The sequence below is a fragment of the Streptomyces sp. NPDC015532 genome, from assembly GCF_043078065.1.
Taxonomy (GTDB): Bacteria; Actinomycetota; Actinomycetes; order Streptomycetales; family Streptomycetaceae; genus Streptomyces.
In genome coordinates, this window is sequence record NZ_JBIBSY010000011.1 from 82,866 (window position 1) to 104,215 (window position 21,350).

19 protein-coding genes are annotated in these 21,350 nt (G+C 73.4%); 3 read left to right on the plus strand and 16 right to left on the minus strand.

Translation table 11 applies throughout. The annotated features are described in order from the left end of the window. Genes ACF07B_RS28560 through ACF07B_RS28585 form a run of 6 tightly spaced genes read right to left on the minus strand, consistent with a single transcriptional unit; the run spans nt 1 to nt 8,357 of the window. Nucleotides 1-1,320 carry a hypothetical protein gene (locus tag ACF07B_RS28560; protein WP_392181057.1) on the minus strand — a complete coding sequence of 440 codons (1,320 nt, stop codon included), beginning with the start codon at nt 1,318-1,320 and terminating at the stop codon, nt 1-3. Continuing rightward, on the minus strand, nt 1,317-2,105 hold the full coding sequence (locus tag ACF07B_RS28565) for an HAD family hydrolase (RefSeq protein WP_392181058.1): 789 nt from the start codon (nt 2,103-2,105) through the stop codon (nt 1,317-1,319). Before ACF07B_RS28565 ends, ACF07B_RS28560 begins: the two co-directional genes overlap by 4 nt. Then, on the minus strand, nt 2,102-5,047 hold the full coding sequence (locus ACF07B_RS28570; protein ID WP_392181059.1) for a methyltransferase domain-containing protein: 2,946 nt from the start codon (nt 5,045-5,047) through the stop codon (nt 2,102-2,104). The genes ACF07B_RS28565 and ACF07B_RS28570 overlap by 4 nt, the downstream gene beginning before the upstream one ends. Continuing rightward, nucleotides 4,986-5,714 (minus strand): phosphoribosyltransferase family protein, encoded by a 729-nt coding sequence (locus tag ACF07B_RS28575; protein ID WP_392181060.1) that lies wholly within the window; start codon nt 5,712-5,714, stop codon nt 4,986-4,988. The genes ACF07B_RS28570 and ACF07B_RS28575 overlap by 62 nt, the downstream gene beginning before the upstream one ends. After that, the gene (locus tag ACF07B_RS28580; RefSeq protein ID WP_392181061.1) at nt 5,707-7,152 is read right to left on the minus strand and encodes a hypothetical protein; all 1,446 of its coding nucleotides are present in this window, start codon (nt 7,150-7,152) and stop codon (nt 5,707-5,709) included. Before ACF07B_RS28580 ends, ACF07B_RS28575 begins: the two co-directional genes overlap by 8 nt. Further along, the gene (locus ACF07B_RS28585; protein WP_392181062.1) at nt 7,149-8,357 is read right to left on the minus strand and encodes a DegT/DnrJ/EryC1/StrS family aminotransferase; all 1,209 of its coding nucleotides are present in this window, start codon (nt 8,355-8,357) and stop codon (nt 7,149-7,151) included. The genes ACF07B_RS28580 and ACF07B_RS28585 overlap by 4 nt, the downstream gene beginning before the upstream one ends. Nucleotides 8,358-8,609: 252 nt before the next feature. On the opposite strand from ACF07B_RS28585, the gene ACF07B_RS28590 reads away from it, so the two are divergent. Beyond that, nucleotides 8,610-10,049: a hypothetical protein gene (locus ACF07B_RS28590; protein ID WP_392181215.1), complete on the plus strand. Its 1,440-nt coding sequence runs from the start codon at nt 8,610-8,612 to the stop codon at nt 10,047-10,049. Next, the gene (locus tag ACF07B_RS28595) at nt 10,046-10,567 is read left to right on the plus strand and encodes a GNAT family N-acetyltransferase (protein WP_392181063.1); all 522 of its coding nucleotides are present in this window, start codon (nt 10,046-10,048) and stop codon (nt 10,565-10,567) included. Before ACF07B_RS28590 ends, ACF07B_RS28595 begins: the two co-directional genes overlap by 4 nt. On the opposite strand, the gene ACF07B_RS28600 is transcribed toward ACF07B_RS28595, so the two are convergent. The 7 genes from ACF07B_RS28600 to ACF07B_RS28630 form a co-directional block, all read right to left on the minus strand. Next, nucleotides 10,556-11,341 carry a PIG-L deacetylase family protein gene (locus tag ACF07B_RS28600; RefSeq protein ID WP_392181064.1) on the minus strand — a complete coding sequence of 262 codons (786 nt, stop codon included), beginning with the start codon at nt 11,339-11,341 and terminating at the stop codon, nt 10,556-10,558. The two genes, ACF07B_RS28595 and ACF07B_RS28600, sit on opposite strands and share 12 nt — an antisense overlap. 51 nt (nt 11,342-11,392) lie before the next feature. Beyond that, nucleotides 11,393-12,550, minus strand: a complete 1,158-nt coding sequence (locus ACF07B_RS28605) for an NUDIX domain-containing protein (RefSeq protein ID WP_392181065.1) — start codon at nt 12,548-12,550, stop codon at nt 11,393-11,395. Between the two features lie 26 nt (nt 12,551-12,576). Further along, a complete protein-coding gene (locus tag ACF07B_RS28610; protein ID WP_392181066.1) occupies nt 12,577-13,155 on the minus strand; it encodes a class I SAM-dependent methyltransferase in 579 nt (192 codons plus the stop codon). Beyond that, nucleotides 13,152-14,447: an MFS transporter gene (locus tag ACF07B_RS28615; protein WP_392181067.1), complete on the minus strand. Its 1,296-nt coding sequence runs from the start codon at nt 14,445-14,447 to the stop codon at nt 13,152-13,154. The genes ACF07B_RS28610 and ACF07B_RS28615 overlap by 4 nt, the downstream gene beginning before the upstream one ends. Next, a complete protein-coding gene (locus ACF07B_RS28620; protein WP_229877991.1) occupies nt 14,444-14,917 on the minus strand; it encodes an NUDIX domain-containing protein in 474 nt (157 codons plus the stop codon). The genes ACF07B_RS28615 and ACF07B_RS28620 overlap by 4 nt, the downstream gene beginning before the upstream one ends. Beyond that, a complete protein-coding gene (locus tag ACF07B_RS28625; protein ID WP_392181068.1) occupies nt 14,914-15,798 on the minus strand; it encodes a phosphotransferase in 885 nt (294 codons plus the stop codon). The genes ACF07B_RS28620 and ACF07B_RS28625 overlap by 4 nt, the downstream gene beginning before the upstream one ends. A gap of 200 nt (nt 15,799-15,998) precedes the next feature. Then, entirely contained in the window at nt 15,999-17,939 is a 1,941-nt protein-coding gene (locus tag ACF07B_RS28630; protein ID WP_392181216.1) for an ATP-binding cassette domain-containing protein, read from the minus strand. Nucleotides 17,940-18,306: 367 nt separating this feature from the next. On the opposite strand from ACF07B_RS28630, the gene ACF07B_RS28635 reads away from it, so the two are divergent. After that, nucleotides 18,307-18,867: an NUDIX hydrolase gene (locus ACF07B_RS28635; RefSeq protein ID WP_190148933.1), complete on the plus strand. Its 561-nt coding sequence runs from the start codon at nt 18,307-18,309 to the stop codon at nt 18,865-18,867. Between the two features lie 89 nt (nt 18,868-18,956). On the opposite strand, the gene ACF07B_RS28640 is transcribed toward ACF07B_RS28635, so the two are convergent. From ACF07B_RS28640 to ACF07B_RS28650, 3 genes are all read right to left on the minus strand, one after another. After that, complete coding sequence (locus ACF07B_RS28640; protein WP_329449012.1) at nt 18,957-19,790, minus strand: class I SAM-dependent methyltransferase; 834 nt, start codon at nt 19,788-19,790, stop codon at nt 18,957-18,959. Nucleotides 19,791-19,937: 147 nt separating this feature from the next. Further along, on the minus strand, nt 19,938-20,579 hold the full coding sequence (locus ACF07B_RS28645; RefSeq protein ID WP_392181069.1) for a disulfide bond formation protein DsbA: 642 nt from the start codon (nt 20,577-20,579) through the stop codon (nt 19,938-19,940). A gap of 57 nt (nt 20,580-20,636) precedes the next feature. Beyond that, complete coding sequence (locus ACF07B_RS28650) at nt 20,637-21,314, minus strand: PolC-type DNA polymerase III (RefSeq protein ID WP_392181070.1); 678 nt, start codon at nt 21,312-21,314, stop codon at nt 20,637-20,639. Nucleotides 21,315-21,350 lie beyond the last annotated feature (36 nt).

Here is a 21,350-nt window from a genome sequence, read left to right on the forward strand (position 1 = left end):
TCAGGCGGCGGCGAGCGCGGCCGGGCGGGGCACGGGCGGTTCGTTCCAGGAGGCGGCGTGGGCGAGTTCGGCCCGCATGGCGGCCAGTTGGGCGGTGGTCCAGGTGCCGGTGCTCACCGCGAGGTCGAAGCTGGCGGCCATCTGCCGGTGCAGCGTGCCCGCCGTACGGTGGGCTCCGTCGCTCAGGTAGGCGCCCGTGTCGCCGCGCAGCAGGTGTCCGGTCAGGCGGGTCTGGATGCTGTGGTGCAGGTTGGGGCGCAGGCTCGGCAGGTCGGCGGCGTCAGCGATGTCGTGCCGGCCGGAGCGGTGGTAGAGGGTCCAAGCGGATTCGACGCTGCGGGTGACGGCCCGACCGCCGAGCTGCTCGACCAGCTGGCGGCTGGCGCGCAGCGTGTCGCCGTAGCCCACGTTGTCGTCGATGACCAGCACGGTCGCATCCCGGGCCGCGGCGGTCAGGCAGTCGCGGTAGGCGCGGGGGGCTGTGGCGCGGTGGCGGACGGTGCCGCCGGCGCCGAGGTAGGCGACGTTGCCCTGGTCGTGGAACCCAAGGCGGACCAGGTGCACGTCGACCGGCCGGCCGAGCAGGGCGGGAAGGACGGTCCGGGCGGCCAGCGCGAGGGACAGCGACCCGTACAGCGGGGCGAGGACGGCGGTGATATCGGGCCGGGGTGCCAGTACGTGCTCGGCGAGGAAGCGCAGCTCGTTGCCGATCTTGACCGGGCTGTCGAGCTCCCGGAACGTCCGCCAGCCCGCCTCGTGGGCCTGCAGCAGTGCGAGGTCGCCGGGATGCGGGGCGAACGGGCCGGCGGCGCGGTGGCCGTGAAGCGCGGCAGCGGTGGAGGTGGCGGTCTCCAGCAGGCGTTCCAGCGCGGCCGGGCGCGGATCGTCGGTGAGGCTGGGGCGGTCGGTGAGGCCGTGCCACAGGGTGTAGGCGCCGGCGGCGGCGAGGTTGTGGAGGTTGTCGAGCAGCGCGTGCCGCAGTGCCGGGGCCTGCCCCGGCGCCCGGTGGTCCAGGCGGCCGAGGGCTTCGCCCAGCGCCGCCCAGGACGGCAGCGCCGTACGGGGCTGGTAGTAGGCCGGGCCCCGGCTGAGCCGGATGGTGCGCGCGCCCGCCGCGGGCCGGGGCCCGCGGGCGGCCGGGAGGAAGGTGTCCAGCAGGGCGGGGTCCAGGCCGGCGTTGGCCGCGAGGTGCAGCTCGGCGGCGGGAATGCGGACCAGGCCCAGCAGATCGCAGGCGACGGCGCTCCCGGAGACGGGCGAGGCGGGGTGGGCCGTGTTCGCCCGGGGCGGGGGCGGGAGAGTGGTAGCCGTGGTGGTCACGTGGGCTCCGTTTCGCGGATCGGCCGGCGCGCGGCGTGGTCGCACAGCGCTCTCAGGCAGGAGGCGAGGCTGGTGAAGCGGGTGGTCGGCGGCGATCCGGGCGGGGGTTGCCCGGTGGGGGTGATCCAGACCGGGTGCAGTCCGGCGGCGCGGGCGCCGACGATGTCGGCGGTCCACTCGTCGCCGACGTACAGGCACTCCTCGGGCCGGACGGCCAGGTCCTCGCAGGCCCGGTGGAACGGCGCGGAATGCGGCTTGCGGTGGCCGTTGCCCAGCGCGCACACCACGGTCTCGAAGTACCGCTCTAGGCCGGCCTGTTCGAGCTTGGCGTGCTGCTGGTCGGCGTCGCCGTTGGTGACGACGCCGAGCTGGTAGACCGCCGCGAGACGCCGGAAGGCGTCGACGATGGCGGGAACGGTGCGGATCGCGCGCATCTGCCGGTGGGCGAAGTCGTCCACGTGGGCAGCCAGTTGCCGCTCGTCCAGTACGATCCCCGCTTCGCGCAGGGCGGTTTCCCAGACGTGGCGGCGGGCGGCGGTGTGCGAGCCGAGCGGAGCCAGGGCGCGGTCGTAGTCGCCCCACAGCCGGTCGGACGTGCTCACGTAGGTGGAGGCGATGACGGCCGCGCTCACACCGGGGTGGGCGCCGGCGAGGCGGGCGGCGACGGCGTCCAGGGCGCGCTGCCAGATCACGCGGGTGGGGATCAGGGTGTTGTCGATGTCGAACAGGACGGCGGTGACCGCGGGCATCGGCGGCACGAGCGGCTGGTGGGGGGTGGGGGTCACTGGGCTGCTCCGTGGCCGGTCATCCGAGCGGCCAGCGCGAGGGCAGCCAGGCCCTCGGCGGCGGCGGGGGCGTTCTCGTCGCGGGTGAGGCGGAAGAACAGGTCCGGCACGAGCAGGCCGAGGATCCGGGCCCGGTCCAGGGGCAGGCCGTCGAACCGGTCCAGCAGCCAGGTCGTGCCGAGGAGCTGTCCCCCCAACGGCTCGGCCAGCGGGCAGGTGACCTCCAGGACGCCGCGGTGTTCGCGGACCGCGGCGTCGGCGAGCAGGCCGGTGTGCTTCAGGCAGGAGCCGGCCAGCTTGGCCAGCGTCTGGTCGAGGTCGTGCATGCCGGCGAACTCAGCGTCGATCACCCACCAGCGCCGCTCGGTCGGGTGGACGAGGACGTTGCCCAGGTGGAGGTCGCCGGTGGCGTGGACCAGCCAGCCGCCCGGGGCGGCCGGGGTGAGGGAGCGGCGCGCGAGGTGGATGAGCGAGCGGCAACTGAGCTGCGTGGGTCTGCCGTTGAGGTGAAGGGTGTGGTCGGCCCAGGGCCGCAGCCGGCGGGCGAGGTCCTCCACCCAGCCGGACAGCACCGCGGGCGTTTGGAGCGAGTGGTCGACGTCGTCCTCCCGGCGGGGGGTCAGCGTCGCGGTGGCGCCGTGGACCAGCCGGGCGGCCACCTCGCCCAGGACCGACAGGAACCGTCCCGGGTCGGTGGCGGCCAGGTCCCGCAGGGGGACACCGTCCACGGCCTGGGAGACCAGCGTCGCGTCCTCGCCCCGGTAGTGCAGCGCGGTGGCAGGCACGGGCAGATGCCGCGCCAGAGCCTGCAGACCGGCGTGCTCCCGCTCGGCGAAGGCCCGGCCACGACCGGGCTTGACCACCACCGTGCCCGCAGTCGTACGGGCGGCGAACACCGGCGTGCTGCTCGGCCGCAGCTGGTTAAGTGTCCCGTCGGTGGAGGCGTAGGCGGGCGCGGGGGCGTGGCAGTCCTCCGGGATCTCCCAATACGGGGCGGGGACCTCGTCGCGGACGCGGTCGACGGCGGCCGCGATTTCGTCGGTCAGCGGCAGCGGAGCGGGACGCTCGGCCAGCAGCCCGGCGTCCAGCAGCCCGGCGTCCAGCACCGTCCAGCGCGCCTGCTCGTCCTCGCCCGCGTACAGCAGCCGGATCCGGCCGCCTCCCTCGGGCAGCAGCGCGGGGTAGAAGGCGTAGCGGGAGTCCGGGCTGCCAGGGCCGCCGCGGTGCAGGACGGCGCCCAGCGGCCGCCAGGTCAGGCCGTCGCGGGAGTGCGCGGCCGCCAACGAGCGGGAGGTGCCGGCGCCGTAGACCATCAGCAGGCCGCCGTTCGGGGCGGGGGCGACGGCGGGGCAGTCGGCGGCGTACGCGTCCGGGGCGCCAGCCGGGCCGGTGGTGACGACGACGCCGTGGCACTGCCAGGTGAGGCCGTCGGTGGAGGTGGCCAGGTGGATGCGCCGGTGGTGGCCGTCGCGTCCGGCATACCACATCCACCAGGCGCCGCCGCGGTGCAGCACGGCCGGCAGCAGCACGTGCTCGCCGTCGGTCGCCCCGTCCTCGGCGGCGGGGGCGAGGGCGAGGCGGGGGGCGGCCCAGGTGGTTCCGCCGTCGCGGCTGACGGTGCGGTAGATCGACCAGGCCCCGCCGTCGGGCCGCGCGCTGAAGTAGGCGTGCAGCACCTCCTGGTGGACGACCAGGCTCACGCCGGTGACGTCCTCGCAGCCGTCCGGGACCGGCAGCGGCCGGGCACCGTCCAGGGACACCGGTTCGCCGCCGGGCTCGGGCAGGGCGGTGAGGACGATGCGGTTGCGACCGCCGGTATACCACGGCTCGGGGGCGCGGCCGGGCAACTGCCGGGGGATGTAGGTACGGGCGTCTGCCGGCCCGGTGGTCACGGCCAGCAGGCGGCGGCCGCGGTGGCGGATGAGGGCCGGGGCGAAGGTGATGCGGCCGTCGGCGCCGGCCAGCACGCCGCGGTGGCGCCCGACGAGGTCCGCCCGTCCCGCCCCGGTGCGGGACCGGGGGCGCGGGCGCGGGAGTCCGGCCGGTGCGGCGGACAGCAGGAAGTGATCGCCCGCTTCGAGGAGTTCGCGCACCTGGGTGGTCTCCCGCACCGCGCGGCTCAGCGCGGTGAACGCCGCCTGGTCGGCGGCGGACTGGTCGACGTAGGGGCGCATCCACGCTGCGACGCCCTCCAGCGAGTACCGGTCGGTGACCTCCAGTCCGGCCGCGGCCAGCAGGTCCTCGGCCTCGGTGAGGCGGTGGGTGCGGGTGGGCGGCATGTAGTCGTCGGCCGACACCGAAGGCAGCGGCTCGTAGCGGCCGTGGTCGAGGTATCCGCCGCCGGTCAGGGCGGTCATCTCCGTGAACCGGCCGCGCTTGAGCAGGTCCCGCAGGACCGAGGTGCGGGTCAGGAAGATCGCGTGGAGCCGGCCACCCGGCGCCAGCGCGGTCGCGGCGCGGCGCACCGCCTCGACGGCGTCCGCGTCGTCGAGCAGGTGGTAGAGGGGGCCGAACATCAGCACCGCGTCGAACTGGCCCGGCGGCGGCGTCAGGTGCTGCGCCGGGCCGTGCTGCGTGCCCAGCAGGTGCCCTTCCAGACCGGCCTGGCGGAAGCGGGCGCGGGCGCTGTCCAGGCTGTTCGCGGACAGGTCGGACAGGGCGACCATGTGCCCGCGGCGGGCCAGTTGAAGGGCGTGGACGCCCGGGCCCGAGCCGATGTCGAGGATGCGGCTTCCCGGGCGCAGCCCGGCCAGGACCTGCTGGTGGATGACCTCCGTCTCCAGCCGGTGGTAGGGGCCGGAGCGGGTGCGCTGCCACTCCCGCTCGGGGTCCGCGTCGTAGAACGCGGCCACCCGCTCGATGCCGCTGACGGTCGCGGGATCAGGGAGCGTCCGGCCCGCCGGGAAGGCGCCAGAGGGTCCCGTCGTGGTGGAGCCGGTCACGAGCGGCGAGATGGTCGAGGTGGGACTCAAGGAGGTCGGGGTCGATGTCATGGCCGAGGTCACGCAGCCTCTCGTCGAGCTGGGCGGTGGTCAGGGGGCCGGCGGCCAGCAGGCACCCGGCGGTCTGGTCGGCGTCGCGCAGGACCCGCCAGGGCAGGACCAGCGAGGGCAGGTCGGACATGGACCAGGCAGTGAAGTGCGGCGCTGGGTCCGCGGTGTCCGAGGCCGCCAGGCACGCCAACTGCGGTTCGTACGGGGCGAGGTGGTCGAGGAAGAATCGGGCGGTTCGACCGGAGTCGACGACCTCGTCCACCACGATCAGCGGCTGCCCCGGCAGGGGAGTACCGGGGGCAAGGAGCCCGTCGGCCGCGGCGAGCAGCTCCAGACCGTCGGTGCGCGCGCCGCGGCGGCGGGCGGCGGCGGCCAGCACCGTCGAGCCGGGCAGGAGATCGGCCAGGGACTGGGCGGTGATCCACCCGCCCTGCAAGATGCCCACCAGCGTCACCGCACCGGGGTGGGCGCGGCGGATCTGCCCGGCCACGTCGGCGGCCATCTGCTGGTAGGCCAGCCAGGACACCATGCGGGTCCGGCGGCCGGCCGCCGCGGTGAACACCAGGTCCTCTACCGGCACTTCGGCCGAGGTGCGCGGGTTCGGCCGGTCAGGCATGGCGGACCTCCGGGGCGTAGCGGTCCCACAGCAGCGCCAGCAGTCGGTCCGAGCCGCCCGCCACCCGCGCGAACGCCTCCTCCCGCCGGTCCGCCGGACCGCCGCCGGCGCCGAGGGGCAGGGTGGGGGCCTTGCGGCGCGCCCACAGGCTCGGCGCGGGCGGCAGCGCCCCGCCCACGGCGCGCACGGCAGTTTCCAGGCCGGCCAGGTGCTCGCCGACCCCGCGGCCGAGCGCGGTGATCTCCTCGGGGTGGTTGAAGGGCGTGCCCACGTCCAGCGTCAGCGGCACCAGGTACACCGCGGCCGGGACGCCGGTCAGGGCCCGGCGCAGTCCGGCGTGGGTGCGGCCGGTGAACACGCTGTCGTCCAGGTGCACCACCACCTGCCCGCCGGCCTCCAGGCGCCCGGTGCGCCACGCGGTGCCCGAGACCCGGGCCATCTCCTCCTCGTGGACCGAACCGCGGGCGAGCGCGAGGCGGACCCGGCCGCGCTGGCCGGCCGGCAGCATCCCGGCGAGCACCGGGCCCGCGGCCATCGCGCCGAACGCCTCGCTGACCAGCAGCACCGGCGCATCCGGGTGCGCCGCGGCCAGCGCCGGCCAGCGGGTGTGGGCGACCGCGGCGATCTGCCACAGCACGTCGCCTTCGCGCACGGCGCGCACCGCGTCCGCCGCGACCTCCGGCCCCTGAAGCGCCCGCGCCAGCCCGCGCAGGACCTCCGGGATCCGGGCATCGGAGCTCAACACGGCGGCCCGCTCCGCCCAGGTGGCCCGATCGCACGGACCGGCCGGGTAACCCTGCGGCTGCCACCGGTTCCAGGCCGCCTCGGCCAGCAGCACGCCGAGCCCCTGAAGGACCTCGTCCAGCACCCCGGCCGCCTTGTCGTGGCCGAGGACTGCGGCGCTCCACCGCGCGGTGCACACGTCCTGTACCGCCGATTCCAGGAACGCCAGCCACGCAAGCCACGCGTACCACCCGGCCGGTTCCTCCGCCGCGGGCTCCGCCAGCGGGCGGGCGAACTCCGCGTACCGGGGCCACCGTTGCTGGACGGCGGCGAACCTCGGGCCGGGCGCGGGAGCGCGGCCGGGCAGGTACATCTGCGCGTCGGCCGCGTAGTAGCCGAAGCCCCGCAGATACACCCAGCCCCCGCGTACCACCCGGTCGTCGAAGAACACGCGTGCCGCTGCCGGGAGTTGGTCCTCCCGGGCGGCAGGAAGGCGGAACCCGCCGCCGTCCGCCAGATGCTGCGCCGCCGCGACGCCCGGCGGCGGGCTGATCGCGTCGCCGGCCTGGAGCGCCGCCGTCCAGCAGCGCTCCAGCTTCCGGCGCTGCCCGGCCATCTCCCTCGACCAGCCGAACAGCCGCCGTCGCGCCGGCAGCACCAGGCCCGCCCGGCCGGGCTCGGCGGGGACGGTGGGGACGGCGGCCCGGGCGGTCATGACGCCACCGGCCGGGCCAGGGCCTGCGACGCCTCGGCGAAGGCGGCGGCGTAGGTGTCGATCGTCTCCTCGGTGTCCTGGTCGGTGACGCTCACGCTGATCCGGCCCGCGTTGTAGGCGCTCTCGCCGCGGAAGGGCCCGCACCGCCGCGGCCGCCAGGTGCCGGATGCCGCGTGCAGCGGGACCGGACGCGTGAACAGCGGCATGCCGGACAGCGAGCCGACCGACGGGTAGTGCGCCGGAACCCCGGCGTCCTTCAGCCGCCGCAGGTAGGCGTCGACGTCCACCCCCGGCTTCAGCTCGCCGGGCTGGATCTGCGGCCGGTAGGAGAACCAGCCGCCCATGCCGGCGCCGGGCCGCACCACCGGCGGCCGCACCCCCGCCAGGCCCTCAAGGCCCCGGCTCAGCCGCTCCAGCAGCGCGCGGCGGGCCGCCAGGCGTTCCACCAGGTCCGCGGCGTTGGCCAGGCCCACCACCGCGGCCAGCGGGTGCATCCGCATCTTCAGCCCCAGCCCGGTCTCCCCGAACGCCGCCAGCTCCGGGTCCTTCAGCAGCAGGGCGCGGCCGCGGTAGTGGCCGGCCAGCAGCGCCCGCTCGCGCCACTGCGGGCGCGCGGCGCTGAACAGGCCGCCCTCACCGGCGGGCCAGGACTTCCTGTCCTGCATGCTGCCGACGCAGATGTCGCCGAACGTCCCCACCCGCTGCCCGTGCAGCGTCGACAGGTAGGCGTGGCTGATGTCCTCGATCAGGTGCAGATCCCGTTCGCGGCAGATCCGGGTGATCTCCTCCATCGCGGCGGGATGCCCCAGGTAGTGCGTCACCGTCACGCACCGGGTCAGCGGGGTGATCGCCGCCTCCAGCGCCGCCGGGCACAGGTTCCCGGTGTCCGCCTCGACGTCGACGAGTACCGCGTTGAGCCCGGCGTGCAGCGCCGGGCTCAGCGAGGCGTGGAACGTGGTGACCGGCCCGATCACCTCCGAGCCGGGCGGCATGTCCAGCGCGAGGTAGGCCGCGTGCAGCCCGGCGGTGCCCGAGGAGAACGACAGCGGATCCGGCAGGCCCAGGACCTTCTCGATCCGCTGCTCCAGCTCCCCGATCACGCCGGAGCCGTCCGCCACCGACAGCGCCCCTCCCGCGCGAACGTAGTCCGCGAGCGCCACCGCGATCCGCTCGCGCTGCGGACCCGGCTCGAAACGGTGCGGCATGGCGTCCTCCAACTCCCGCGCACCGGCCGCCGGTAGGCGGCCGTACGCGTCGTGACAGGTGGCGGCGACGGCCCAGATGGTGGCCGGCCAAGCCGTCGGCGCGGTCGGCCGGCGGCGGGCTCACCAGCACACCGCGCCCGAAGAGGCTGCGGCAGGGGGGACCGGAGAGAACGTTGAGAATTTCGCGGCGAGAGCGAGAAAAGCCGAGAATTCGCGCCCCACGCAGGAGATCTGACGTAGCGTCCGGGCGTGATGACCCTCCGCGACGCGACGTCGGCGGACGCCGGGTCGGCGTCCGCGCCCCCCTTGAACCAGGCCCTGGCCGCCGCCCTCAGGGCAGCCCGGTGGACACCCCGTGATCTCGTCCGGGCCCTCAACCCCCGCCTGGAAGCCGCTGGCCAGCCCACCTTGCACCTGACTGCCGGCCGGGCCTGGCTCAACGGCACCAGGCCCCGCTCCGCGACCGTGCGCCGGCTCGCGGCCACCGTCCTCACCGAGGCCACCGGCGAACCTTTCAACGCCGCGGACCTCTGGGGAGAGCCCGCTGCGGGCGGCGCGACGGCCGAGAAGACCGCCACCGACGACCTCGTCGGCCGCCGCTCGGTCGCCGACGTCCTGGCCACCGCCACCGCGTGGACCGCTACCGACCCGCAAGAGCAGGCCATCCTCCACCCGGCAGGCGACAGCCAGCTCCTGAGCGCCGTCTGGGACGCCATCCGGCAGAGCCCGCTGCGCACCGCTGCACCGGGCACCCTGGAGCAGGTCCTGCCCGCGTTTGTCGACGTCCTCGAAGGCCACCTCGGCCGCCTGCGGCGGCTGGACGACACGGCCGGAGGCGGAGCCCTGTCCCAGCGGTACGTGCGCATCGAACTCGCCGGCGTCCTCGACCTGGTCCGCAGCAGCAGCTACACCACCGACGTCGGCACCCGCCTCCTGGCCACCGCCAGCGGCATGGCCCAGCTCAGCGGGTGGATGGCCTTCGACGCCGACCTCAACGCGGCCGCTCAGCGCTACCAGCTCCTCGCGATCCGCCTCGCCAGAGCCGCCGGCGACACCACCACGGTTGCCAACGTCTTAGGCATGCTGGCCTACCAGCACGCCGCGACCGGCAAGCCCGCCGCTGCCCTGCGCTACGCAGAAGCCGCCGTCGACCACACCGCCCGCAGCAGCGCCGTCGTCCGCGCCCGTGCCTGGGGCCGCATGGCCACCGCCCACGCCGCGGCCGGCGACATCAGCGCCTTCCGGGACGCCACGGACCGCTGCCGGACCCTCCTGGAACACCGCCGCGACGACGACCCGCCCTCCTTGTACTACTTCACCCCCGAACAGGTCTCCGCCGAGGCCGGCCACGCCCTCGTCGAACTCGCCGCCACCAACCCCGCCCACACCAGGCGCCTGCTCGCCGAGGCGACCACGCTCCTGTCCCCCCTCACCGACCACGGCCCCACCAGCGGATTCCCCCGCTCCGCCCTCCTGCACGGCATCCACCTCGCGCACGCCCACCTCCTCGCCCGCGACCCCGACGCCACCGCAGCCACCCTCCTGCAACTCGCCGACCGGGTACCCGATGTGCAGTCCATCCGCTGCCGCAACCTCCTGCGCCGGATCCGCCGTTCAGCAGGCGCCCGTATGCGCGCGCCGGACGGCGCCCGTGCGCTCACTGCCGTCGACAGGGCACTATCGGCTTCATGACCTTCGTGCCCACCGCCTCCGACGCCTCGGCCGCGATACGCCTGACGCCCACCGTGACCGCCGCGCCCTACGACCACCCGGACGCCCGGCGCCTGACCCAGGCCCTCCGCGCAGAACAGCACACGTTGTACGGCTTCGCCGACGACCCGGACGCCACCCCCGAGGCGGACTTCGACCCGCCCGCCGGCCTGTTCCTCATCGCCCACGTCGGCGACGAGGCGGTCGGGTGCGGAGGCGTACGCCTCCTCGATGAGCACACTGCAGAGATCAAACGCATGTACGTCTCCGGTGAAGCTCGCGGCTACGGAATCGGCCGGTACCTCCTCCAACGTCTCGAACGGCATGCTGCCAGCCGCGGCGCGACGCGGATCATGCTGGAGACCGGACGGCGCAACACCGCCGCCCTCGCTCTCTACCATCGGGCCGGTTACCTGCCCTGCCCCTCCTACGTCGCCGGACGCGACGCCCGAGTCAACCGGGCCATGACCAAGGCCCTCGGCAGCAGCTCACCGCGATAGCCGGAGGTCCGTTCCGTCCGGCGCCGGCCTCCTGCCAAGGAGGGTGAAGTGCTCCGTCGCGATGATCGACTCCCGCTCTGCTGCGGGAAGGCGGGACAGGATCCCGGGAAGGGGCCGCTCCCGCGCCGCTTCGCTGCGGTGCGCCAGGATCGCGGCCAGCTTCCGGTCCGTGCAGTCGCTCACGTCGACCGTCTCGGTGACGTGCTCGTCCGGCACGCTGAGCACCTTCTTGCCGACCCGCGTCAACAGCGCACCCAGTTCGCCCACCCCCGAATCCGGGTGCGTCGCGGCGTACAGCGCATCGGGCTGCCACGGAGCCCCGGCCTGCGGGTAGAGGTGTTCCAGGCCCGCGGCGTGGAACGCCAGCAGCGCCGCCTGGTGGGTGCGGAGGTGGTCCGGGTGGCCGGTCAACTGGCCGTAGGCGTCGTGGGTGACGACGACCTGTGGCCGTACGGCGCGGATGTGTTCGACGATCAGCCCCGCCACCTGCTCCAGCGGGGCGTCGCAGAGCCGGGGCCGGCCGGGCGCGGAGTCGGGGATGCGGGCATCGGCGAATCCCAGCATTCGCGGTCTGCCCGCCCCCAGGATGTCCAGGGCGGCGGCGAGTTCACCTGCCCGGTGACTGTCGGGCGCCCAGGTCGCGGTGACCACGGCGGTCGCGGCACCGGCGGCGGCATGCTGCGCGAGGACGCCGCCGGCCAGGAGGGACTCGTCGTCCGGATGGCCGAAGACGCCCAGCAGGGAACGCCGGGGCGCGAAAGAGGACGGTGGCACGGGCAAGGCCCTTTCTGTCGAGCGCGGTCGCGGGAGGTGGTCGGTGCTGGGCTACCGGCCGGGGAAGGCGTACGGCTGGAAGTGGGCGGGCGGGTGATCGAGGGGGAGGGCGGCGTCCCAGGCGGTCAGGCACTGGGCGCTGGGAACGAACAGCGGATGGGGCAGCGCGGCAAGGGGCCAGAACCGCCAGGACCCGATGGCCTCCTCTCGTTGCTGGGGAATGCCGGACCAGCGGGTAACCAGGACGGGCACCGTCAGCCGTACGACGTCGCCCACCCGGTCCAGGAGCGTGCCCAGCACCTGTACGTCGTCGGGCTCGGCCACGAGGCCGGCTTCCTCGCGGAGCTCGCGGACGGCTGCCTCGGCGAACGTCTCGCCCGGTTCGACGGTCCCGCCGGCGAGCTCCCAGGTACGGCGCCGGTGTCGGCCGAGCAGGATGCCGTCCGGGCCGTGCACGATCACACCGACGCCGAGCGCGGTGTTCGGCGGGGGAGGTGCGTTGGTGCGGGGACGGCTCGGCACGCGTTCCGGACGGCGGGCCGTGTACAGCCGGTAGGAGACCGCGTTGTCCGTTGTCGCAGAGTCGATCGCTGTGACCGAGTCCAGGGTGAGGCCGTGCTGGACCAGGAGGTCTTCCCAGAGCTGCACGCTGAGGACCCACATGTTCACGGGGTGGTCCTGGGTCGTGCCGGGCAGCCGCAGGATCTCGGGGCGCGGGGTCACCTCGTTCGAGGGCCCGGCGCCGTCCGAGTTGGTGTGCAGCGCGGAGAAGACCAGGCGTCCGCCCGGTTTGAGGCCGTTGGCCAGGGCGGGCAGCAGCCGGCCTGGGTCCAGATACGGCACGGAGCCGACGGAGTAGATCAGGTCGTACGGGTCGGCAGTGCGCAGGTGGTCCACTGCGTCGGCGCACACCAGGTGCAGACCGGGGTGGTCCGGGTAGCGGGTGAGGGCGCGCTGGTGCTGGGCGGGTGAGGCGTCGACGGCGGTGACCTTGGCACCCAGGGCGGCCAGGTTCGCGGCGTGCCGGCCGAGGCCGCTGCCGAGGTCGAGGAGACGGAGTCCCGCCACCTCACCGAGGGCGTTGATGTCGGGGCCGGTCTCCGGGATTCCCCAGTCCCACCGGTCCAGTTCGGGCAGCTGAAGTCCTCTGGTGAGCTGGTGGGTGCCGTAGGTGTTCCAGATTTCGTGGGTGTCCGTCTCGGTGGTCACCGAGTCCTCCATCGGCAAGAGTGGGGTCAGGGGTGCAGGGCGTAGCAGCGGAGCACGTCAAGGTCGGCGGCCTGGACGGCGGACCAGCCGGAGGTGAGGGTTTCGACCTCGGCCGGGCTGATCCCGAGACCTCGGAGAGGGTCGGTGTCCTCGCGGCGTCCGGCGATCTCGGCGACCACCCAGAACGTCCCGCCGGGGACAAGGAGGTGGCGGACGCGGTTGAGGAAGGCCGTCTTGTCCTCCATCCACCGGTAGACCAGGCGGCAGGTGATGACCGCGTATGCGGGCTCCGGCAGTGCTGTGAGGTCGCTGGTGGTGATGTCGACGCACCGCCACGCCGGACCGAGGGCGGGGCCTTCGTCGTGGGCGGCGGCGAGTGCGACGGCGCTGGGGGAGATGTCGATGCCAGTGGTGCGGTATCCGAGCTCGTGGTGAAGATGGCGGGCCAGGGCGCCGTCGCCGCAGCCGATGTCGAGGGCCGGCCGTCCGCGGCCGGGGCCGAGGTGTTCATACATCAGCCGGTTCTCGGGGCCGTCGAGTTGCCGGTAGCGACGACCGCCTGCCCAGAGCGGTTCCCAGTAGGCGGCGGTCGCGGTCGTCGTCATGAGGCTCCTTCACGGGCGGGCGGCACGGCGGTACGCCCGGGCGGGACGGGCATGTCCCGCAGGGCGCGGACAGGGGAGACGAGCAGGAGGATCACGGGGACGACCTGGAGGACCGCCCCGACGGTGAGGGTGCCGCGGACGCCGAGGAAGAGGACCAGGGCGCCAGCGGCCGCGGCGGCCAGGGGCCGGGCTCCCGCGGTCACCGTGGTGCTCGCGGCCTGCATGCGGCCCTGGAAGCGGGGCTCGCACAGGATCTGCCGGAGAGACCTCTGGCTCGTCCCGGAGGCTGTGGCCCAGAACAGCTGAACGGCCAGCGTCCCGGCGAGCGCGATCTGCCAACGGAGTCCGGGTCCGGCGAGCAGGAGAGGGATCTGGGCCAGCGGGCTGACCGCGAACCCGAGGATGATCGTCGGTCCGATGCCGATCCGGGAGGCGATGCGCGGGGCGAGGAGCGCCCCGGCCAGGCTGCCCGCGCCGCCGACCCCCATGATCAGACCGAACGCCGTCGGGGACACGTGCAGGCCGGCGAGGAGGTAGTACGCCCAGTACGTGTTCATGACCGCCAGGCCGAAGCTGAGCGTGGACAGGGCCGCGATCACCGTGCGGATCGTGGGCTGCCCGGCCACGTAGCGCAGGCCTTCCCCGATGTCCCGCGCGAGGCTGCGGCGGCCGCTGGATGGCGCGGCGACCGGCTCGGGGGTGCGGATGCGCCACACCAGCAGCGCGGAGACAAGGTAGGAGAGAACGTCGGCGAGGAGCGAGCGGACGGCGCCGGCGGCGCCGACCAGCGCGGCGCCCGCGTTGCTGCCCGCGCTGTCGGCCACCGACGAGGCCGCGCCGAGCCGGGAGTTCGCGCGCTGCAGCAGATGAGGTTCGACGAGGACGGGCAGGTAGCTGATGGCGGCCGCGTCGTGCACGATCTTGGTGATGCCCAGGATGACGGCGACCGCGTACAGCTGGCCGATGCCGAGCACTCCGGCGAAGGCGGCGGCCGGGATGGTCGCGAGGCCCGCGGCGGCGGTGAGGTCCGCGGCGATCATCTGGGGGCGCTTGGCGTAGCGGTCCGAGAGCGCGCCGGCCGCGAGCGCCACGACGGCATTCGGGAGTTGGCCGAGGAAGGCGAGCGCGGCGATCTGGGTTGTGGAGGCGTGGAGTTCCAGCACGGCCAGGGTGGGGAGGGCGACGGTGCTAACCGCGGATCCGGACAGGCTCGCGCACTCGCTGGCGACCAAGTGGCGCAGATCCGGGGAGGTGACCGTCGCGGCCTTGGCCGTCTGGGTGGAGGTCGTCACCCGGCCTCACCGCCCAGCAGTTCCGGGGCGATCACGTTGGCGTAGAGCCGGCCGGTGGAGAAGTGGGTGAGGACCGCGTGGGTGAAGGGGTGGCAGTCGGGGGGCGGTGCGGTCGGGTCGACCCACACCAGCTCGGTGTGCGTGCCCGGCTCGCGGTTGTACGGGGTGCCCTCCCACTCCCGCACCGTGAAGGCGGCGCCGATCACCCGCTCACCGTCCGCCGCGTGGAAGTGGAGCAGTTGGCAGAACCGCAGGCGGTCCGGGCTGATGTGGATGCCGACTTCCTCGGCGAGCTCGCGCACCGCTCCCTCGTCGAGGAACTCGCCGTCCTCAAGGCGTCCTCCGACGACCGTGAGCATCCCGGGGGAGTGCCACGACGTCGCCTGGTGCCGGACGGTCAGGATCCGGCCGTCGCCAGGACGCTGAAGCAGGACCATGACGTTCCCGATGCTCCGGTGTACGGCGCTCACGACCGGTCCTCCTTCATGAGCCTGTCCAGGGTCCGCCGACCGCGGGCGGTGACCTCGGCGTCGCCGTTGTCCGGGCCCCAGGCAAGGCAGTTGACCGCGTCCAGCGCGGTCAGGCAGCGGAGCGCGTGCCGCTCGGTGTCGGACAGCTCCCGCCCGTAGGACAGGAGGAACGCCTTCTCGCGGTCCGGATGGTCGGCCCACTGGGTGGTGGCGAGGATGACGAGGTCCTGTACGCGCGCGGCCGGCCGGGACCGTTCGAAGTCGATGAGGGCGAGCCCGCTCGTGGACCACAGCCAGTTCCGGAGCTGGTTGTCGCCGTGGATGTAGCCGACGGGTACCGGGCCGACGTGGCGAAGGCGTGCGGCGTGGTCCCGGATCAGCTGCTGCTCGTCCTGGTTGAGCCGGTCCCCGGCGCGAGCCAGGTACTTCTCCGCTCCGTCAGCGGCGGCGGACAAAGAGGCTTCGGCCTCCACCTGGTCGCCGCGGTCGAGTGGCCCGGCCTCGTGGAGCCGGGCGCAGAGCGCCCCGGCCTGTTGGTGCACGGTCCGCCACCCGGCGGCGCCCAAACCGAGTTCCTTCGCCGGGGCGCCGGGAACCGCGGTGAGCAGCAGGGCCAGGTCCTGGGCGCGGCTGTCGACGAGGTGGGGCGCCCGGGTGTGTCCGAGTGCGGGGACGATGTGACGGTAGGCCCGGCTCTCCCGGGTGAAGAACTTCACCGAGGGCGAGACCTTCAGGTAGTGGTGCACCCCGCGTTCGCCCTCCAGATCCCACACCCGGGAGCGGTCCCAGCTGTGCGAGGCGTCGCGGACGGACACGACGGGGCCGATCCGCTGTTCCGCCCAACGCTTCAGGGCCGCGGGCAGCGGCTTCGTCGAGCTCATCCGGCACACCTCGCGACCGGGCGCGGGACGGCGGAGCGGCAGAACGCACCGCCATCAGATTCGGTGAGATCGGGGAACACGGTTCCTCCCGGGGGTGTCGGTCGCGTTGATCGGCGGAGTGCCGGATGGGCAGACCAGGCCGGCGGCGGCCGACCCTGGCCGTTGCCGGCCGGAGTCGGCTCAGTACTGCGGGCAGGGGATCAGGTCGGATCGGGCGCGCCGCCGGTGCGCTGCTCCAGTTCCCACAGGGTCCGAAAGAGCCCGGGCTCGCGGGTGAGCTGCGCGTACGTGCCTTCCTGGACGAGGCGGCCCTGGTCGAGGACGACGATCCGGTCGGCCACGGCGACGTTGGCGAGCCGGTGCGTGATCAGAAGGATGGCGCGGTCCTTGGCCAGGTCCCGCAGGCCGGTGAAGACGTGGTGCTCCGCCCGGGCGTCGAGCGCGGCCGTTGGCTCATCCATCACCAGCAGCTCGGCCTTCCGGTGAAAGGCCCTGGTCAGAATGACGCGTTGCCACTGCCCGCCGGACAGCTGGTGGCCGCCAAACCACTCGCTGGTCAGGAGGGTGTCGAGGCCGGAACGGAGGGCGGGCAGCATGTCCGCGGCTCCTGACGCCTCGCAGGCCGCCATGAGCGCGGCGTCGCTGGTGTCGCCCTGCCCCAGGGTGACGTTGTCGCGCAGCGTCAGCGGCAGGTAGGTGAACCGCTGCGGCGCGACCGCCACGTGCTTCCACGCCTCCCACGGCTCCAGCCGCGCGGTGGTCGTGTGGTCCCAGGCCACTTCCCCGGAGGTCGGCAGCAGCAGTCCGCAGATCAGCCGGGACAGAGTCGTCTTCCCTGACCCGTTCTCCCCGACCAGCGCCACGATCTCCCCGCGCCGCACCTTCAGCGATACCCCGGCCAGGCTGTCCTTCTCCGCACCGTCGTACCGGTAGGTGACGTCGCGGACCTCGAACCGTTCCGGCGGCGCCGACAGCATCTCGGAGCCACGCGAGGCCACCATCGCCTGCCCGTGCGCGTTGTCGATGAAGTTCTGCCAGTCCTGCACGTACCAGCCGGTGCGCACCAGCCGGGCCCCGCCGTTGATGATGCCGCGTACGGAGCCGGTCGCCGTCTGCAGGGCGAAGACCGCGCCGCCGCCCGCCGCCAGGTCCATCCGGCCGGAGACCAGGAGCCACAGCAGGGTCGCCCAGACCGCCGCCGAGGCGACTCCGCCGGCCGCCGCGCCGGCCAGGCCCATCCAGGCCCCGGTGTTCGCGGCCTCGCGCTCGGAGACGTTGACGGAGGCGGCCAGGCGCCGGTAGCGGCCGAGGAGGAACGGGCCGGCCAGGCAGGCTCGCATCTCCTCGCTGGACTCCATGTAGGACATGTGCCAGCGCAGCTTGTGCAGCATCCGTCGGCGCCCCGACGTCTCCAGGCTCGCGAGGTACACCACGCGGGCCGCGCGCACGTACGCGGCGGCCTGCGGCAGGCACGCCAGGAGCAGCAGAGGCAGGAGAATCGGGTGGATCACGGTGAGGACGGTCGCGCCGGCGGCGAGGGTCGCCGTGGCGGCCAGCACGTCCTGGGCTTCCTCCACGAGGTCGGGAGTGACCTGGGCGCCGCGGTCGGCGATGTCGTACTGGTCGTTGTACCCCGGCTTGTTGTTCGCCGCGGCCTCGGCGCCGAGAGCCGCCTCGACCATGCTGACTTCCGCGGCCCGGGCGAGCACCGGCCGCAGCCGCCCGGTCAGCCAGGTCACCGTGACTCCCAGCAGGGCGCGCAGCCCGGCAGCCACCGCGATGACGGCCAGCTGCGGAGCCGCCTCCCGCAGCCGCTCGGTGATGTCGCCGGAGGCGATCAGCGCGGTGAGGGTCCCGGTCACGGCGAACAGGCCCAGTGCGGCCAGCACGCCGGTGCCGATCTGGCACGCGAGCAGTCCGGCCGTCGCGCCCCGGTCAACCTGCCACGCCATCCGCAGCGACCGGCGCACCAGCACGGGCAGGCGCCGCGCCATCGTGGTCGTCGTCATCTGCGCGCCGGCCTGGATCCGGGACTCGTCCCGGTACTGGAACTCCTCCTCCTGCGCCGCGTCCCCGCTGTCGGGTGGGGTCCCCTCCGCTTTGTTTGTGCTCGGCTGTGCGGCTGTGCTGCCCGAGGTCAAGTCGATCCCCCTGTCGGTCGTCACGGCTGGTTCGCGAGGCTCAACGACACAGCCCGGATATCGAACACACGTTTTTCGGTCGGTCCTGAAGTCCCGGGATAGAGCGTTCGAGGAACCGTGGGAACAGCACCGACCCAGCTCCCGCAACGGCACTGCCACAAAGGGCGTTTGGCCGAATCGCCGAGGTTCCCAAGCGCCGTACGCCAGCGAGCGCGTTGGTGCGTATGGGGCCCGTCGGACTTGTAGAGTGCGGGGTTTCCGGTACGCCACGACTCTTGTGGAGCTGACTGTGCACGTGCTTGGTGGCCGCCCTCGAGCGGCCCATCCCGGCGGAACCCTCCTCGGGCCGAGCGGAGGGCGATGACCTGTGGCGATCACTGATTCCGACATCGCGGGAGTGCTCACCGCCTACCTTGAGCGCTACCCGCAAGAGGCCGGACAACTGGCCGAGCCTCTGCGGCTCCTGGCCGAAGGCCGGGGGGTCGCCTCGCGGCGGACCTTCCCGATGCACGTCACCGCCGGCGCGCTGCTGGTCCGGGACCACGCCGAGGTCCTTCTGATCGAACACCTCGCGTACGGGATCACTTTGCAGCCAGGCGGTCATCTGGAGCCGACCGATACGACGCTGGTCGGCGCGGCGCTGCGGGAGCTGTCCGAGGAGACTGGCATCGACCCTGGACAGGTCGCCCTCGTCTCTGCGCACCCTGCCTATGTCGAGTTCGGCCGGGTGCCGGCCAGGCCCGCAAAGGGCGAGCCGGACCACTACCACCTGGATTTCGGCTATGTCTTCACGACGGCAGACGCCGAGGTCGGGCGTATCCAGGAGTCCGAGGTGACCGGCGCCGCCTGGTACCCGCTGGATCTCGCGGAGCGCCTCGTCGGGCCCCGGATCGCGCGGGCGGTCACCACATCGACCGGAATCAGGTAACTCCTCCGCCACCGGAAGCTCTCGTGGCGGCCGACTGACGGGCAGGGAACATGCCGTCATAGAAGACGCCGGGGCAAGCGCGTTCGGCGTCATGCCTCTGCCGGAAGCTCGGCGACGATCACGAGCCAGCTCGTCACCGTGACGTCGTCTGGCTTGGACTGGGCGGTGGCCTCGGCGAGGATCGCCATCTTCTGCTCGTAGGAGAGGGCGCCCTCGGGGTGGGCGAAGACCGGAATGGACAGCCAGGCCGCCCTCTCAGCGGTCGTGGTGTGCTGGCCGGTGACCTCCGCGGCGACAACGTGCAGCCCGGCATCGGCCAGCAGCCCGGTGATCATGGGGAGCGGGAGCTTCGGAGGGACGGCGGCCGTCGGCGGGACGATGCCGTAGTCCCGGTTAGCGATCTGCTCGATCAGGGCGCTGAGAGAAGGCCCGGTCGGCGGGGACAGCGCGTCGGGGTGGGTGACCCCGGCGAAGGCGCCGCCGATGTTGAAGACGAACCGGCCTCCGGGCCGCAGTACACGGCGCACCGCAGTGACCACAGCGGCGACGTCCGTCTTCCACACCGCCGAGTTGCACACGACGGCATCCACGCTGCGCGCCGGGACATGGTCGGCCAAACCTTCGGCAGAGCCGTTGACCCAAGTCAGCCGGGGGTCGCTCAGGAGTCGGCGGCCGATGCTCTGCATGGCGGCGGAGCTGTCGAGGGAGAAGACGGTGGAGTCGGGCGGCGCCAGGGCGAGGATCGCCTCGGCCGTCGTACCGGTGCCGCCGCATAGGTCGACGATCACACGACTGCGGGTGAGGTCGGCACGCGCGGCCAGATCGCGGCTGGAGGCGCTGTACATGGGGTAGGCCCGGGTGAAGGCGGCGTAGGTCTCGGCGGTGATGTCGTCGTCCCAGCCGGTGAGGGCGTCGTACTCCAACGGGTTCCTCGCTCTCGTGGTCGGGTGCCGCACGTGGCGGGCGTGGAGGTGATCTGGATCCGCTCGAACCGAACCGAACCGAACCGAACCGGCGGTGCGGGGCCGGGTGTTCTGCGTGTCCTTGGAGCCGGTCGGGTCGCGGTGGGCTCAGTCGAAGGACGGCTTGACGTTGCGGCTCCGCTTGAGCTCGAAGAAGCCGTCCGTCGCCGCGACCAACGCCAGGCCGTCCCAGAGCTGTCCGGCGGCTTCGCCGCGGGGGGCCGGAGTGATGACGGGGCCGAACAGGGTCGTGCCGGCGATCCGCAGGACGGGGGTCCCGACGTCGAGGCCGACCTCGTCGAACGCCTCGTGGTGCGAGTCCTTGATGCGCTGGTCGAACTCCGTGCTGGAGGCCGCCGCGGCCAGCGAGGCCGGCAGCCCGGCCTCCGCCAGGGCTTCGGTAATGACGGTGGGGTCCTCGCGGCGCCGCTGGTTGTGCAGCCGGGTGCCGATGGCCGTGTACAGCGGCCCCAGCACGGGGCGGCCGGCGTGTTCGGCGGCGGCGGCGCAGACCCGCACCGACCCCCAGGCCGTGTTCATCAGCTCCCGGTAGTCCTCGCTGATGCCCTTGCCGCCCCGCTGGTCGAGGTTGAGGTAGGCGAGCGACATGATCCGCCAGTCGGCGCGCACCGGCCGAACCTGCTCGACTTCCAGGAGCCAGCGGGAGGTGATCCAGGCCCAGGGGCACAGCGGATCGAACCAGAACGGGACCTGGACCTCGTCGCCGCGGATCTCTTCGGTGATCGTCATGATGCGTACCGTCCAATCTGCGAGTGGCACTGCATGGCTCGTCGTCGGGCGGTGGGGCTAGATGTCGAACAGCCCGCCCTGGACAGGGATGTTGCTCTTGGCGGTGCGCCCCGCCACCTTCACCAGGGCGGCGAGGTCGGCGAGCTGCGCGCCGTCGTCCGCGGCACCGAGGAGGCGGAGGAACACCTGCGCGGTGACGTCGACGTCGGCGTAGGCCCGGTGGCGGGCGGCCGGCTGCGCGATTGCGAAGTGCGCCAGCAGGGTGTCGAGTTTGTAGTTCGCCAGGCCCGGGATGAGGTACTTGGCGAGAGGGATGGTGTCGAGGAAGTCGACACGGGACAGGGCCGGGCAGTGCTCGCGGGCGTTGTGGATGACGTTCGCCTCGGTCGCGGCGTGCTGCGCCACCAGCAGGTACCGGCCGCCAGGGGTGAAGCGCCGGTCCAGGGCACCCATGACGTGAGCAACGTCCGGGGCGCCTGCCAGTTCGGCCGCTGTCAGGCCGGTCTGGGCCGTGTCGGCCGGTGTCACCGGGGCGAACGCGGGCGGCCGGATGAGGGAGGTACTCCGGCCCGCCTCCGTCCACGCACCGTCCGGGCAGCGAAGGGCGAGAGCGGCGACTTCGATGGGCTGCGCCGGGTAGCCCGTCGGCGTCGTCGTCTCGAAGTCGACGACCACGAACGTCGTTGCCCGGAAGTCGGGGTCGTCGGTCAAACTGCCCATAAGTTCGCCGTTCATCTCGGTTGGGTGGCAGCGCTGGCGCGCGCCCTGCTC